Origin of the sequence: Parabacteroides sp. 52 (genome assembly GCF_010500925.1) — a bacterium.
GTDB lineage: Bacteria > Bacteroidota > Bacteroidia > Bacteroidales > Tannerellaceae > QVMG01.
The window spans coordinates 61,363-77,823 of the sequence record NZ_QVMG01000009.1; the positions used below are offsets into that span (position 1 = coordinate 61,363).

Annotated in this window: 9 protein-coding genes; 7 read left to right on the top strand and 2 right to left on the bottom strand. The window is 44.1% G+C overall.

Going from position 1 to position 16,461, the window contains the following annotated elements; genetic code table 11:
- Window positions 1-3: 3 nt before the first annotated feature.
- From D0T51_RS06990 to D0T51_RS07015, 6 genes are all read left to right on the top strand, one after another.
- Complete coding sequence (locus D0T51_RS06990) at window positions 4-1,179, top strand: FecR family protein (protein WP_163727119.1); 1,176 nt, start codon at window positions 4-6, stop codon at window positions 1,177-1,179.
- A gap of 145 nt (window positions 1,180-1,324) precedes the next feature.
- Complete coding sequence (locus D0T51_RS06995; protein ID WP_163727121.1) at window positions 1,325-4,708, top strand: TonB-dependent receptor; 3,384 nt, start codon at window positions 1,325-1,327, stop codon at window positions 4,706-4,708.
- 19 nt (window positions 4,709-4,727) lie between these two features.
- Window positions 4,728-6,617, top strand: coding sequence for a RagB/SusD family nutrient uptake outer membrane protein (locus D0T51_RS07000; protein WP_163727123.1), 1,890 nt, complete (start codon window positions 4,728-4,730; stop codon window positions 6,615-6,617).
- 34 nt (window positions 6,618-6,651) lie between these two features.
- Window positions 6,652-7,995: a BT_3987 domain-containing protein gene (locus D0T51_RS07005; protein WP_163727126.1), complete on the top strand. Its 1,344-nt coding sequence runs from the start codon at window positions 6,652-6,654 to the stop codon at window positions 7,993-7,995.
- 399 nt (window positions 7,996-8,394) lie between these two features.
- Window positions 8,395-9,309: a ribonuclease Z gene (locus D0T51_RS07010; protein WP_163727128.1), complete on the top strand. Its 915-nt coding sequence runs from the start codon at window positions 8,395-8,397 to the stop codon at window positions 9,307-9,309.
- A gap of 75 nt (window positions 9,310-9,384) precedes the next feature.
- The gene (locus D0T51_RS07015) at window positions 9,385-9,711 is read left to right on the top strand and encodes a T9SS type A sorting domain-containing protein (protein WP_163727131.1); all 327 of its coding nucleotides are present in this window, start codon (window positions 9,385-9,387) and stop codon (window positions 9,709-9,711) included.
- A gap of 84 nt (window positions 9,712-9,795) precedes the next feature.
- Here D0T51_RS07015 and D0T51_RS07020 read toward each other — a convergent pair whose 3' ends face one another.
- Both D0T51_RS07020 and D0T51_RS07025 read right to left on the bottom strand, forming a co-directional pair.
- Window positions 9,796-11,292 (bottom strand): acetyl-CoA hydrolase/transferase family protein, encoded by a 1,497-nt coding sequence (locus D0T51_RS07020; protein ID WP_163727134.1) that lies wholly within the window; start codon window positions 11,290-11,292, stop codon window positions 9,796-9,798.
- A gap of 1,183 nt (window positions 11,293-12,475) precedes the next feature.
- Window positions 12,476-14,710: a bifunctional (p)ppGpp synthetase/guanosine-3',5'-bis(diphosphate) 3'-pyrophosphohydrolase gene (locus tag D0T51_RS07025; RefSeq protein ID WP_163727137.1), complete on the bottom strand. Its 2,235-nt coding sequence runs from the start codon at window positions 14,708-14,710 to the stop codon at window positions 12,476-12,478.
- A gap of 230 nt (window positions 14,711-14,940) precedes the next feature.
- On the opposite strand from D0T51_RS07025, the gene D0T51_RS07030 reads away from it, so the two are divergent.
- Entirely contained in the window at window positions 14,941-16,461 is a 1,521-nt protein-coding gene (locus D0T51_RS07030; protein ID WP_163727140.1) for a DUF4301 family protein, read from the top strand.

Below are 16,461 nucleotides of genomic sequence, written 5' to 3' on the forward strand. Positions count from 1 at the left end.
AGAATGGGCGATACACCTCAAAGGGAAACAATACAAAAATTACTACATGATTACCGCTTTACAGCTTGGCACATAGCTCCTACAGAGGAGTTGGATGCGTTTTGGCATTCCTGGATGGAAGAACATCCGGACGAACGACCGGCTGTTGAACAGGCGCGTAATATACTATGTTCCCTTCGTCTGAATGATTACACTATTTCGGAGGAGAAATCCGAACAGCTTTGGCAACGTTTGCAACACTCCATGCAAGCCAATCGTATCAAGAGACGCCGGATGATATTCCGGAATGCGGCAGCTTGTGCGGCAGTTGTTCTACTGGGTGTTGCCGGTTGGCTGTGGCAGGCAAACGGGCTGTTGGAAGACAACCTGGTGGATGCCACTCCTTTGTTTGAGGAGTTGCAAACGGAAGTCACCCTGATTTCTGACAGCCGGGATACGCTGTGGGTAGAGGATAATACATTGATTGCTTACCAGGCGGATATCGCGGTGGAAACGCAAACAAACGAACGGATCATCACCCCGCAGACCCATACAGTGGAAGGAGAAAACGTAGAAATGAACACATTGATTGTTCCCCGGGGAAGACGTTCTTCTTTGTTATTGGAGGATGGTTCGAAGATATGGGTGAACTCCGGCAGTAAACTTCATTTCCCTTCTCATTTCGACGCCTCTCATCGTTCGATAGAAGTGGAAGGAGAAGCCTATATCGAAGTGGCCAAAAGCGAAATACCCTTTTATGTAAAGACAAACGATTTCACAGTCAATGTACTGGGAACCAAATTCAATGTCACAGCTTATAAAGAGGAGAAAGAAAGGTCTGTTGTCCTGGCAGAAGGAAGTGTACAGGTCGAAACAAGTGTATATGAAAAAATCGTTCTTTCGCCGGATCAGAAGTTGACTTTGGCAGAAGACGGAAAGAGTATAGAGCAGGTAAATGTGTATGATTATATCTCCTGGAAAGACGGTATTCTTCAGTTCAATGGCGAGACGATGGGCAATATCCTGTCCCGCTTAAGTCGTTACTATAATGTGCCGATCAAATACCAGGCAGGAATCGAGCAGCGTCGCTCTTCCGGCAAATTAGTCCTTTTCGAAGATATTGATCAGGTGATGGAGACCTTTTCTATCCTGTATGATACGCATTATCGCTTTGAATCAGAAACTTTATTTATAGAATGATATTAACTACAAAAAACAGTTGCCTATGAAGTGAAACTATCCGAAAAGACCCACAAAAAAGCCCGGACGATGTACTAGATCATCCGAGCTGATTTTACATTAGAAGTATACACTTAAAATAAAAATCTTAAAGACATACAAATGTATGAAAAAAATCAGACATATACATATAATTGTATTGTTGCTAAGTATAAGTCTTTCTTATACATACGCAACTAACCACTCGCTTATCTCGATAAAGCATTTCTTAGAACAAAAGCAATCCACCCTGTTGGATGTGTTTGAACTGATAGAAAACGAAACAGAGTATGTTTTTTTCTATTCCGATGAGATTAAAAGCGAATTGCATGTAAAAGTAAATCCAAGTAAAGTAGAAGGTTCGATACAAGAGATATTGAATCCTTTGTTGGAGAAAACCAGCCTGACCTACCATATGAATGGCAAGCAGGTAATTGTAAAAAAGAAAGAAAACCGGGCAAGTGTTCAACAGCCTGTTGTGGCACAAGCGAAAAACGGTCCTATATCAGGTACCGTTGTTGACGATTTCGGAGAACCGCTGATCGGGGTGAATGTATGGTTGAAGAACAGTTCGGTAGGAGCCGTAACAGACATCAACGGGAAATACACCATCAAAACAGAAGGTGTCGGCGGTGTACTGACATTCTCTTATATGGGGATGAAAACGGTGGAGATCGCAATCAACAACCAAACGACAATCGATGTAACTATGCGTACCGACGACGAAGTATTGGAAGAGGTAGTCGTTGTAGGTTACGGTAGCCAGAAAAAAGAAAGTGTTGTCGGAGCGATTTCGACCATCGATGTGAGCCAGTTGAAAGTTCCGGGTTCCTCGATCTCGAATGTATTGGCCGGTCAATTAGCCGGTGTAGTGGCGATGACCCGCTCGGGCGAACCGGGAAAAAACAGTGCTGCCGACTTTTATATCCGCGGGGTGTCTTCGTTCAAAGGAAGCTCTACTCCTTTGGTATTGGTCGACGGTATCGAACGTGAACTCGACCTGGTAGACACCGATGATATCGCTTCTTTTTCCATCCTGAAAGATGCTTCCGCTTCCGCGGTATATGGTGTACGCGGTGCAAACGGGGTAATTCTTATCACCACCAAAAAGGGGAATATCGGTAAACCGGCGATCAACGTACGTGCCGAAGCAGGGGTTACCAACCCAACACGTATGCCTAAGCTCCTCAACTCTTACCAATGGGCTGACCTGTATAACGATATCCAACCGGGGTATTACTCACCGGAAGAAATGGAGTTGTATCGCACAGGAGCAGATCCCGACCTTTATCCGAATGTGAACTGGTTGGATGCCCTTTATGACGATATGGCAGCGAACCAACGGGTGAACCTGAGCATCACCGGGGGTACGGAAATTGTAAAATACTATATTTCCGGATCGTTCTATAACGAAAGTTCTATCTTCAAGAATGCCGGTGATAGATACGATTATAACTCATCGATCAATTACAACAAATTCAACTTCCGGGCGAATGTAGACCTCGCATTGACCAAAAGCACAACATTGAATTTAAACCTTGCCAATATTTATGAAAAGTCTTTCGGACCGGGTCACGGGGATAACGACAACGACATCTGGACATACGCCTACCTGACTTCTCCGAATGCTTTCCCGGTAGAATATTCCGACGGAACGATTTCGGCTCCATCGAGTGATTCGGGATTCAACCCCTGGAATATCCTGGTACACTCAGGTTATCGCCAGCAATTCTGGAACTCTTCGCAATCATTGGTTGGATTGACACAAGACATAGGTGCTCTTTGGGAACCTTTGCAAGGAATGACAGCGAATTTTAAATTCTCCTGGGATGCGTGGAATACGACTACACAACGTCGAAGCAAAGGACCGACGCAATATCATGCCAGTGGCCGTGACGAAGAAGGTAACCTTATTTTCGGAAATCCGATCCGTACAGGTAGCGGAGAATTGGCATATACTATCGGTCGCGACGGAACGATGACCACCTATATGGAAGGCTCGTTGAACTATTCGCGCCTGTTTGACAAAAAACACCGCTTGGGTGCACTCTTCCTCTACAACCATAAAATCCATACCCGCACACAAGAAGGGGATAAGTTCAAATCATTGCCTTATAAAAACCAAGGTATTGCTGGACGTATCACTTATGCGTTCAACGATACGTATTTCGCGGAAGTGAATATGGGTTATAACGGCTCGGAAAACTTTGCCCGTGGACATCGTTTCGGCTTTTTCCCTGCCGGGGCTATCGGATGGATGGTGTCGAATGAGAAATTCTTCCAACCTTTAACCAAGGTGGTCGATATGTTTAAAGTGAAAGGATCCTACGGTATTGTAGGGAATGACGATATCGGTGGACAACGCCGCTGGGTGTATGAGTCAACGATCGTTAACGGAGGTAGCTGGAACTATGGTTCGGCAAATGCAAACGGAGGTACAGGTATTCGCGTGGGAGATGTTGAAAACCTTGCAGCCTCTTGGGAAGAAGCACATAAATTGAATGCGGGTGTTGAATTCTCTTTATTCAACAAACTACGCGTACAAGCGGACTACTTCTCTGAAAAACGTACGGGTATTTTCTTGCAACGGGATGGACTTCCTGCAATTGCCGGGTTGTCAACCATTCCTTATACGAATATCGGTGAAACAAAGAACCAAGGATTTGACGGAACAATCGAATATTCACAAAAAGTGGGTGAAGTCTCTTTGACTGCACGTGGTAACTTCACATACAACCGAAACGAATTGGTAAATAATGACCAACCGGATTGGGAATATAAGTATCAGAACCGTATCGGCAAACCGTTTGGTTCGGGAGGATCGCTTCAACCCTTCGGCTACCATGCATTGGGGCTTTTCAAATCGCAAGAAGAGATCGACAATAGTCCGAAACAATCCTTTGGTGAATACCGTATAGGGGATATCAAATACCAGGATGTCAATGGAGACGGAGTCATTAACTCACAAGACCAGGTGGCTATCGGTTATACGAATATGCCGGAGATGGTTTATGGGTTTGGTGCTACCGCACAATGGAAAGAATGGGATATCAACGTATTTTTCCAAGGAGTCAGCCATGTAAACTTCTTCCTGAACGGATCTACCATTAAAACACCCTTTAACTCGGGTAATATGGAACGTGCATCCATCAACAGAGATGTGTATGACAATGTATGGAGACCGGGAAATACGGAAGAACAAAATGCAGCGGCTATTTACCCTCGCCTGAGCTGGAGTGGTGCGGCAGGATCGAGCAACAACTCACAAACCTCTGACTGGTGGATACGTGACGGTGGTTTCTTGCGTTTGAAAAACTTCGAAGTGGGTTATACTATACCCAAAAGTCTGACAAACAAAACATTTATCAAATCGATGCGTATTTATGTGTCTGGAAACAATTTATTGACATTCAGTAAATTCAAATTGTGGGATCCGGAAAAAGGTAATGGAGACGGATCGGGTTACCCACCCAACAGAATCGTAACGGTTGGCCTCAATATTAATCTTTAATTATAAAACAGAAATAAAAATGAAAATATCAATCAAAAATATATTTCTACTTATCTGCTTTGTTATAGGCCTATTTAGCCTATCTTCTTGCGAAGATTTTCTGGACAGGCAGGAAGATGAAAAGTTGACTTTCGACAAGATATGGGAAACGCGAGACGATACGCGTAAATATTGGCTGAACGCCATGAGCTTCTTGCCCAATGATGCCGGTGACTTCCGTTATACACCTTGGTTGGGTGCTTCTGATGAAGGTACAATTACGTATGATGACTCTAGTTATCGCTTGATAAACTTCGGCTCATGGAATGCCAGCAATGTGCCTTATTACAGAATGGATGCCTACTATAAAGGAATCCGCGAATGTAATATCTTTATGCAGAACGTAGACCGTTGCTCCGACCCGATTGTGACCAAAGAGGAACTGGCACAATGGAAGGTACAAAGTCGTTTTGCCCGCGCGTATTATTACTTCCTGTTGATTCGCATCTATGGCCCGGTATTCCTGGTAGGCGATGAGCTGATTGACTTTACCCTTTCTACGCAAGAACTTTACCGTCCGCGTAATACATGGGAAGAATGTGTCAATTATGTGGTAAGCGAAATGGAAGCTTGTATCAAAGATCCGGCTATGCAAGACGAATATACCGATGCGGAAAAAGGACTGGCTACCACAGGTGCTTGCCAGGCAGTAATCGCCCGTTTGAAACTTTATTCCGCCCGCGATCTGTTTAACGGCAACAAATTGTATGCTTTCGTGAAGAACCCGGTGATGGATAAATTCCCGGAACTGTCGGGAGTGAATCTGTTCCCGCAGAACTACGATGCCAATAAATGGTTGGAAGCGGCAAACGCTGCAAAGTTGTTAATCGACAACCCATTGTACAAATTATACCGCGATGGTAACGGATCGGATCCATACAAAAACTATTACGGCATTACACAGACATACTGGAATTCGGAACTGATCTGGAGTACAGGGTATAAAGGACGTTATAATATGGGTGTACATACCGTACCGACTGCTGTCAGTGGAACGGCTTACGGAGGTATCGGCCCGACGCAACAGCATGTCGATGCTTATGCCATGGCCAATGGCCGCTATCCGATTACCGGATATGCCGGAAAGACTCCGGTTGTCGATAAAGAATCAGGGTATAATGAGGATGAGTTTGAAATGACAACCTGGAAATATCCCGCTTGGGGAGGGGGATCGGCTTATGATCTGAAAGCACCGAATATGTATAAGAACCGAGAACCGCGTTTCTATGTAAACGTCTTTTTCGGTGGCAACTACTGGCGTCACGGCTCTGCCCAGACAATGGTTTCTTTTGCCAAAGGAGCGAATGCGAACAAATCGCATGACTATCCGAAATCAGGTTATCTGATCAACCGTTTCTATGACCATACACTCAACTCCGCCAGTGGACAATGGGGAAATGTCGTATACCCGACATTCCGTTTGGCTGAAATGTACCTCAACTTTATTGAAGCGGTTCTTGAATGTAAGAGACACAGTGTCGGCATGCCTGCAGGTTATGAAGCTAAAGCAATGGAGCTTTGGGCTGACTTGCGCGACCGCGTCGGTCTTCCTGCCATTACGGAAGTGTATCCGAACGCTACGACAGAAAAGCTGATCGAACTCTGCCGCAAGGAACGCCGTGTGGAATTGGCTTTCGAAAACCACCGCTATTTCGACACACGTACATGGATGATCGCTCCCCAGACAGATGGTGGACCGATGTATGGTATGAATACCCAATTCCCGGGTAGCGGAAGTACAACGCCTGTTGAGTTCTGGGAAAGAACGGTGTTTGAAACCCGCGTGTTTGAGAACAACCATTATCTTTATCCATTCTCCCAACGCGAATTGGATCGGAATAAGCTGTTAACCCAAAATTATGGTTGGTAAAAGAAAGTCTTACGAATCAAAAAAGAAATTATTTATGAAAAAAATAGGCCTATTATCGCTTTTATTCGCTTGCGGAGTCTCCTTCATTGCATGTGATGACAACAAAGACGAGTTTTTGAGCGACTATAATACAATACTTTATTTTAAAGAAAGTGGCGAACACCCCCTGACCTTATACAAGACAGGAGAAGATATGGCATATCCGGTGACCGTCAATAAAGCTGGATCCGACCTGGCAAATACAACATCTGTCGGTATAAACGTATTGGATGATGCCGCATTGTCAACTTACAATGCGACATACAATACAGATTATGCCCGGTTGCCGGAGAACTGTTATGAGATTCAGGAAAACAAACTGAATTTTAATGCGGATGATCTGTACAAATTAGTAAATGTAGTATTCAAAACAGATCTTATCTACCAACTGTCTTCCGACAAAAAATATGTATTACCTATAGCCTTGTCCGAATCGAAAGACTCGATCAATCAGAAAAAGAGTTATACCCTGTTGATCCCTACGGTGTTGATTCCTACGGTTTATTTCAACCAAACAGGTTTTGTGTCTAATACATTTGCTGACGGAGGAGCGGAACAAGCTACATTTAAGTTGCCGATAGCCCTGCCGATGAAGAACAAGTGGACATTCGACTGTAAAGTCGGCATGGACGCATCCCTTCTTGATGCTTATAATAAAGAGCAAGAAACAGATTATGCATTGCTGCCCGAAAATGCCTATACATTGAGCGGAAATGGCGTTGTGCCCTTTACGACCGAATACAGTCAGAAGGATCTGGAAATAATGGTAGACCGGACCAAATTGGTTTATGGGAACTATGTATTACCCTTGCGCCTGACGGATTGTACGCAACAGGGATTTGTGATCGATCCGGAGAAAGATGCTTGTTTGTACGGTATTTCTTATGTGCCGGATAAGAGCAAACTGAAAAGTGTAGCCCTGAAGGCTGATATGCTTTCTTCGAATGCTGTGGAACCTTCCGAAGGATCGTTGGCGAATCTGTTGGACGGCAATGTGGAAACATTCTTCCACTCGGCCTGGAGTGTAGCCGTTGACGGAAACCATTACCTGCAGGTTGCATTACCAACAGAAAGTACTGCTCTCAGCTTCAATTATACAACACGGTCGGCGAATGGTAATGCCGCTCCGGTTGAAATCATTATTGAAGGAAGTATGGATGGTGTTTCATTCAGTAAGATCAATACATTGGATAGTGGATTGCCTACGGAAGGAAAACAATCGTATGTGTCACAGGTAATGGTTGGTAAACCTTTCAAAATTGTTCGCTTTACAGTGACTAAAAATAAGACCGGAGGCAAGTTCTTCGTATGGAGTGAATTTGGCATGAAAATATTCTAATGAAAAAAACTCAATAGACAAAAAAAAAGAATATTTTCTACACAGAGGCTGTCCTTATTCAGGACAGCCTCTTTATTTTTGAATGAGTTGTAATTCCGGAACTTTTGGGGAAGTTTTTTTGTTAATATAATAAAAAAAGAAACGGCGAAGCTCCCGCCTGGCCGTTTCCACATTTAACCGTTTTAAACAAAAAGAAAAAGTTAGTTAAGGTTTTATTTTTTCGAAAAATACTCTAAAGTCCAATGAATAAAGTACTTCTCTAATATTACTCTTTTGAGCGTAGCAAATATACGCATTCTTACTTATCTTAACGTCATTTCACTCTTGTTTTTTTGTTATTTTTCACAAACAGGCATTCGTTTTGTATTATCTTTGTACCAATGACATCTTGCGCTTTTTATGACTGATTTTAAAATACACATTTTGGGTTGTGGCTCGGCATTACCAACGACCCGTCACTTACCTTCCTCTCAAATAGTTGATTTACGTGATAAGTTGTATATGATTGATTGTGGTGAAGGCACCCAGTTACAAATGCGGCATATGCGTATTCGGTTCAGTCGGTTGAATCATATTTTTATTACTCATTTACATGGAGATCATTGTTTGGGTCTTCCCGGTTTGATTTCTACCTTAGGCATGTTGGGCAGAAGAGGTGATCTGATGATACATGGTCCCCAAGAGGTTGAATCGTATTTGTCTTTCATACTCGATTCTTTTTGTAAAGACCTGCCTTATAAGGTACGGTTTAATACGGTGGATCCATTTGCCTACTCCCTGGTCATGGAGGATCGTTCTGTGCAGGTGTATTCACTTCCTCTCAAACATCGTATTCCTTGTTGTGGTTATCTTTTTGTGGAGAAAGCCAAAGAGGCGCATATCATCCGGGAAATGATTGACTTTTATCAGGTACCCGTGCGTTCGATAAAAGAGATTAAAGAAGGGGCGGATTTTATAACACCGGAAGGAGTGGTTGTGCCCAACGCCCGGTTGACACGCCCGGCAGCACCGATCCGCAGGTATGCTTACTGTTCGGATACGGCATATAATCCGGCGATTGTTCCTTATATAAAAGAAGTCGATTTGTTATATCACGAAGCCACTTTTGGCGAAAAGGAAAAGGCACGTGCGAAAGAGACCTTTCACTCTACCGCCCGGCAGGCAGCTCAGATAGCAACTCAGGCAGAGGTGAAGCGATTTGTGATCGGCCACTACTCCGCCCGCTATGACGATCTATCCCCCTTATTACAAGAAGCCCAAGAAGTCTATAAAGACACCCTTTTGGGAAACGAAGGCATGGTTATTTCTCTTTAACGATCCGTGAAATAATCACAAAATCTTTTTCATTTAGAGAATTCTTCCTACATTTGCGAGAAATAGGGCAAATAGGTGAAGAATATATTGACTCTCATAGTATTACTTGCTCTGCAAGTTGGGTATACGGTTTCTGCTCAGGAGAAGAAAACGGCAGCTACTGCTACGCCCGTTACCGTAAAGCAGGAAGAGCCCGATTCGATAGAGATCTCTGTCGCTGAAAACCGTATTGTCGTTTCCAATGTGCCGGTAGGAAGTACATTGGAGATCTATAGTGTGGTAGGCATTAAGGTGAAAGAGATTGAGATGAAACATACTTCTGGTGAGTATGTGGTGAATCTAGCCAAAGGATATTATATTGTTCGTGTGGCTGAGACTGTACGAAAGATTGCCATTCGTTGATTTTTTATTGAAAATAGATATATAAAAAGCGGGACAAAGAGTTATACTTTTTGTCCCGCTTTTGTTATGGAGGAGATGGAGCGTTTATTTATTATACTTACTCCAATCTACATTGTGCATATCTCCGCTGTTGGCCAGTTCTTCGTGGAAAGCAAAACAGCATTTTAAGTTTTGAGGAGTATGTCCCTTGGTACCCATCTCTACATATTCTTTGAGTAATGGACGGTAGTCGGGGTGCACACAATTTTCGATGATTGTATAGGCACGTTGTATAGGCGATTTACCACGCAGGTCGGCTACACCGTATTCCGTAATAATTATCTTCACAGAATGTTCGCTATGATCCAGGTGTGATACCATCGGTACAAAGGCACTGATCTTTCCCTCTTTCGCTGTGGAAGGGGTAGTGAAGATAGAAAGCATTCCCGAACGGGTGAAATCACCCGATCCACCAATACCGTTCATCATTCGTGTTCCCGAAACATGGGTGGAGTTGATATTTCCGAAAATGTCGGCTTCGAGAGCGGTATTGATCGTTATCAGTCCCAAGCGGCGAGCCACTTCCGGGTTGTTTGAAATTTCCTGGGGGCGAAGTAATATTTTGTCTTTGAAAAAGTCCAGGTTGTTATAAATCTCATCGATCACTTCGTTGCTGACAGATAAAGAACAGCCACTGGCAAATTTCACCCGTCCCTGTTTCATTAAACTGATAACAGCATCCTGGATTACTTCCGTATATACGTTAAAGGCAGGAATGTCTTTGTTTTCACCCATACAGCCTAATACGGCATTGGCCACATTGCCCACCCCGCTTTGAAGAGGCACAAACTCTTTAGGCAAACGCCCGGCTTTCATTTCTTCAACCAGGAAGTTGGCCACATTGCGACCGATAGCCATCGTAACCTCATCGAGAGGAGCAAAAGGACTACCTTCGTTCGGCTCGTTTGTCTCCACAACGGCGACGATCTTAGCCGGGTCTACTTTTATATAAGGGCTACCGATACGGTCGGAAGGGGTGTAGATAGGTATTTCACGACGCAGAGGCGGGTCAGCCGGTTCGTAAAGGTCGTGCATGCCCCGGATTTCCTTCGGATGTTTTCTGTTTAATTCGACAATGATGCGATCGGCCAGGTGACAAACGGTAGGTGCAATACCTATACCGCAAGTCGGAACGATTTCTCCATCTTCTGTCACATCACAAGCTTCTACAATCGCCACGTCGATTTTCCCCAGAAAACCATAACGTAAGTTTTGTGCCAACTCGGATAAGTGTAAGTCGTAATACTGTGTTTCCCGGGCATTTAAAAGTGCGCGCAGATCTTTGTTTGACTGGTAAGGGGTGCGGAATTTAATTGCTTTGGCACGTGCCAACGCACCATCCAGAGAATCGCCGGTAGATGCCCCCGTAAACATTCCGATTTGAAAAGGGTTGCCTTTCGCATGTTCTGCTTCCGCTCTCTTTGCAATAGCAGTAGGAACTACTTTAGGACATCCTGCCGGAGTAAAACCTCCGAATCCTACATGCTCGTCGTGGTGAACGAGTTGGGCAGCTTCCTCTGCTGTCATAAATTTTAATGCCATGATATTTAGTTTATAAAAGGTAAATAGTCGCTACTTTTTTTTCCAACGCAAAGGTATTAAAAAAGAAGGTTGATTTCACCTCAAATAAACTTAAAATAGTTGTTTTCTGTAAACTACCGGTGCACACCCACATCCCCCAAGAGAGGGTTTTCGTATAAAGACGGAGAAATAAGGGATGCCTCCCGGGGATAAAGAAGAGTTTTCAGGCAGGTTGAAGTGTTCAAATTGGCATTATTCTACTGTTGATAGCTATCGTCAGTACTGATGATAACTATCGTTACTACTGATGATAGCTATCGTTACTACTGATGATAGCTATCGTTACTACTGACGATAGCTATCAACAGTAGAATTATCCCATGACAACAACCGGTTCACCCCTTTCAGGGCTGATATAAGGGGATGTATTGCGACCGTGGGATGCATCCCACGGTTATTCACAGAAACCCCCTCCGGGGTAATCCCTACTACCTATTTACCTGTATATATAAGTCACCTGTATATGCAAGCGACCTGTATTCACATCGTTATCTTATTGAGAATAACCCAAATACCAACTGCGTTGACTAACACTATCTCGGCTCCTCTTCTTGGATAAGAAGAGGGGGACCGCCGGCACAGCCGGTGGTGGAGCAGTTCGATATATTATCACATTGTATATCAAATAGATACCTCTAGGGAAAGTAATAAGAAACAGGTGTAAATAGTTACTCTAAAATAGGTATATACATTTATAAAGAATTCAAACTGCTCCACCACTGCAAGCAGTGGTCCCCCTCTTCTTCGCCAAGAAGAGGAGCCAAGATAGTGCTAGTCACTAATAATTAATTGTTAATTATAAATTGTAAATTGTAAATTATAATCTTTCACGCTTCACCCATCATTCATCACTAATCACTAAACACTAATCACTAACCTCTAACCACTCCTCCTTCCTCTGTTAACCATTAATCGTTAATCACTAACTATTCATCGTTCATCGCAAGTCACCATTACTAGGTACGAAGCGGATTCGTTTTACATATATATAGGTATTGCAGGGATTTACCGGAGCCGGTATCTTTGCATTATTAAAATGAGACACTATTAGTATAATCGCTTAACCAAAATCTTATAAGCTAATTTATGTAAGCATAAGATAAGAACAAAAGGAGCCGCCCTGTGAAGAGCGGCTCCTTTTACTTTATTGCAGTTTTTGGACATTCGCCCGCTCTACGGTCTTCACACCTTTTACTTCCGTAATCTTCTTTATCAACCGGTTCAATGTTGCAGTATCCGGTATCATCACAATGAAATTCCCCTGGAATATGCCATCGTCCGAGTCGATATTGAGCGAGCGCAGGGTCACTCCTTTTTCTTTGCCAATGACAGAGGTTATATTGGTTACGATAGCGATATCGTCCCTTCCCAATACGCGTAAGGTCACCACCGAGTTATAGGCACTTTTACCGTTGCGGCTCCACTCGGCCCGGATAATACGATAACCAAAGCGCCGCTCCATCTCCGCCCTATTGGGACAATCCATGCGATGAATGCGTATGCCTTGCATCGAGACGAAGCCAAAGATCTCATCCCCAAAGAGAGGGCTACAGCATTTAGACATTTTATATTCAACACCTTTCAGGTTTTCGCCGACAATCAGAACCTCTTCACCGGTAGCCACTTCTTCCCCGACAGGGGCTATATAACCTTCCGCGCTGCGGGTTTCTCCATGATGGTCACTGCCTTCGGTTTCTTTGCGGACCATCTCCAGGTAGTCCTCTATGACATCATTGGGATCCAGGCGTTCCTCGGCCATCTCCATATAAAAGTCGGTAACCGTCTTATATCCTCTTTTCTTGATATAACGCATCAGGATAGCTTCCTCCAATTCTATCTTCCGGTTTTTAAAACGCCGTTGCAAGGTCTCCTTCGCAAATTCGGCATTTTTAGCGGCCTCTTCCCGCAGGGCCTGTTTGATCTTTACCCGTGCCTTGGAGGTAACCACCATATGGAGCCAGTCGCGTTTAGGTGATTGTGAAGGGGCGGTGACCACCGATACCGTATCACCGCTATGCAATACGTGTTTGATCGGTACGTTTTTGCCATTTACCTTGGCCGAGACACATTTACTGCCCAATCCGGTATGAATAGAAAAGGCAAAGTCGAGCACGGTAGATCCCTGAGGCAGTTTAATCAACTCGCCACTAGGGGTAAAGACATAGATCTCGTCCTTATACAGATTCATCTTGAAGTTCTGCATCAGGTCGAAAGGACTACTTTCATTGGATTCAAGCGCCATGCGGACATTTGTCAGGAAATCATCCAGACCGGAATCCTCTTTGACACCTTTGTATTTCCAGTGAGCGGCCAATCCCTTCTCGGCAATCTCATCCATGCGTTTGGTACGGATCTGCACCTCTACCCATTTCATCTGAGGTCCCATCACGGTGATATGCAAGCTCTCGTATCCATTGGTTTTAGGGATAGAGATCCAGTCTTTCATGCGGTTCGGGTTGGGCTGGTACATATCTGTAATGATGGAATAGGCATACCAGCATTCGGCACGTTCTTTTTCCGCAGGGGTATCCAGAACGATACGAATGGCAAAGAGGTCGTATATCCCTTCAAATTCGATCTTTTGTTTCTTCAGTTTGTTGTTGATGGAATGAATGGACTTGGTACGCCCTTTGATGTCAAAGGAGAGTCCGGCTTCTTCCAGTTTCTTTTTGACCGGTGCGATAAACTCGGCAATGTAAATATCGCGGGAACGCTTCGTCTCATTCAGTTTCTGTTTGATAAAGGCAAATTGTTCCGGATCGGTATACTTCAGGGAGAGGTCTTCCAATTCGCTCTTTATGGCGTACAGACCCAGGCGATGCGCCAGGGGAGCATAGAGGTAAGAGGCTTCGGAGGACAAACGCAGGCGGTCTTCCGGGCTCACCAGTTGTTTGCCTACACGCATCATATACAAACGGTCGGCAATCATCAATAAGATAACCCGCACATCTTCGGCAAAAGAGAAAAGTAGATGGTGGAAATTTTCAGAATTAACCGCCGTATTACGTGCATAGAGATCAGAGGTTTTCAATAATAGGCTGATCAGATGTTTCACATCCGAATCAAATATTTTCTCCACCTCTTCCAGGGTGATAATCCGCTTGAGGACGGGTCGATAGAGCAATAAGGCAATCACCGGAGCCCGCTTCAGACCAATCTCCGTGGTCGCAATCAGGGCGGTTTCTATATTGCGCAATATCCCGTTGATACCATTCTTATCCCTCCCGTAACAATCCAATGAAACCACGCGTTTCATCAATTCTTTCATCTTCCGGATATCTTCTTTTACCAGGAAAGAATAGAGGCTGTCAAGTAAATGTCTGTATGATGAGAAAAACTGTTTCTTTTCTTCTGCCGTAAAGTATGCCTGTTCATCCATAGCCCTAGTTCTTTATATACTACCCCAGGTGGTAGCCTGTAAAACATGCTGTAAAAGTATCTTTTTTCCAGCAAATAGCGGCGGATTCTTCGGGTTATTTTATACATTTGCGCGTATCAAACAGACGACGGTTAACGGTTTATAATTTATGATTTACAAAGGGAAGTACGGTAATACTGGGATTTATCCCCGGATATTCGTTAATCCGTAATCGCTCAAAACAATATACTATGTTGAATACAAAAGACTTAGAACTACTTGCCTCCAAAGGTATTTCCGAACAGCAAATCGAAGAACAACTGACTTGTTTTGTCAAAGGATTTCCATTCCTGGAGATTGCAGCATCGGCCTCTACGGAAAAAGGGATCAAGGTTATCCCCAAAGATCAACAGGCCTGTTATATGGATGCGTGGGATGCCTATCTGGCACAAAACAAAAAGATTGTCAAGTTCGTTCCTGCCTCCGGAGCTGCCAGCCGGATGTTTAAAGACTTGTATTCATTCCTTTCTTCCGAGGACAAAGAACCGTTGAATGCCTTTATGCAGACATTCTTCGATGGCATAAAATCTTTTGCCTTTTATGAGGCATTAAACGATATCTGCGTGGCGAACGAAGGCAAAACGATACCGACACTGATCACCGCCGGTGAACACAAAGCGATCGTATCCAATCTACTGGAGTCCAAAGGCCTGAACTACGGGCAATTGCCTAAAGGTTTGTTACTCTTCCACAATTATCCCGGGAAAAAGCGTACCGCCATGGAAGAACATCTGACAGAAGGAGCCCGGTATGCGAAAAACAATGCCGGTGAAGTGAATATACACTTCACGGTATCACCGGAGCATAAAGCTCTCTTTGAATCCTTGGTGGAGCAGAAAAAAGACAGGTATGAAGAGGATTTCTCTGTCGACTATTCTATTTCTTTCAGTGTACAGAAAGCAAGTACCGACACCCTTGCCGCCGATATGAACAATGAGCCTTTCCGGGATGCCGAGGGGAAAATAGTATTCAGACCGGGCGGACACGGGGCTTTGATAGAAAATCTGAATGATATCGATGCCGATGTGATCTTTATAAAGAATATAGACAATGTCGTTCCGGATAGTTTCAAATGCTCAACGATCATCCATAAAAAGATCATTGCCGGTGTATTAGTGAGCTTACAGGAACGCATCTTCCACTACCTGAACCTGATAGATGGGGGGAAATATACACATGCACAGATAGAAGAGATGATCCATTTCTTACAGGACGATTTATGCATTCGCAGCCGGGAGATGAAATTCATGGAAGATGCAGAGTTGATCCTGTACATAAAGAACAAACTGCTCCGCCCCTTAAGGGTATGCGGCATGGTCCGCAATGTAGGAGAGCCGGGAGGTGGTCCTTTCCTGGCGGTGAATGCGGACGGAACGGTATCTCCTCAAATACTGGAAAACAGCCAGATCGACATCCATGACCCGGAGAAAAAAGCAATGTTTGAACAAGGCACCCACTTCAACCCGGTCGACCTGGTATGTGCCGTAAGAAACAATCAGGGAGAAAAGTACAATCTACCGGATTATGTAGATAAAAATACTGGTTTTATTTCAACGAAAAGCAAAGACGGACGTGAATTGAAAGCCTTGGAGCTTCCCGGCTTGTGGAATGGAGCTATGAGTGATTGGAACACTGTCTTTGTAGAAGTTCCTATCGATACATTCAATCCGGTAAAAACAGTGAATGACCTGTTGCGGGCGGAGCACCAATGA

Coding starts and splice junctions, on each gene's coding strand:
- D0T51_RS06990 (WP_163727119.1), top strand. CDS start 4: ATGGGCGATACACCTCAAAGGGAAACAATACAAAAATTACTACATGAT.
- D0T51_RS06995 (WP_163727121.1), top strand. CDS start 1,325: ATGAAAAAAATCAGACATATACATATAATTGTATTGTTGCTAAGTATA.
- D0T51_RS07000 (WP_163727123.1), top strand. CDS start 4,728: ATGAAAATATCAATCAAAAATATATTTCTACTTATCTGCTTTGTTATA.
- D0T51_RS07005 (WP_163727126.1), top strand. CDS start 6,652: ATGAAAAAAATAGGCCTATTATCGCTTTTATTCGCTTGCGGAGTCTCC.
- D0T51_RS07010 (WP_163727128.1), top strand. CDS start 8,395: ATGACTGATTTTAAAATACACATTTTGGGTTGTGGCTCGGCATTACCA.
- D0T51_RS07020 (WP_163727134.1), bottom strand. CDS start 11,292: ATGGCATTAAAATTTATGACAGCAGAGGAAGCTGCCCAACTCGTTCAC.
- D0T51_RS07025 (WP_163727137.1), bottom strand. CDS start 14,710: ATGGATGAACAGGCATACTTTACGGCAGAAGAAAAGAAACAGTTTTTC.
- D0T51_RS07030 (WP_163727140.1), top strand. CDS start 14,941: ATGTTGAATACAAAAGACTTAGAACTACTTGCCTCCAAAGGTATTTCC.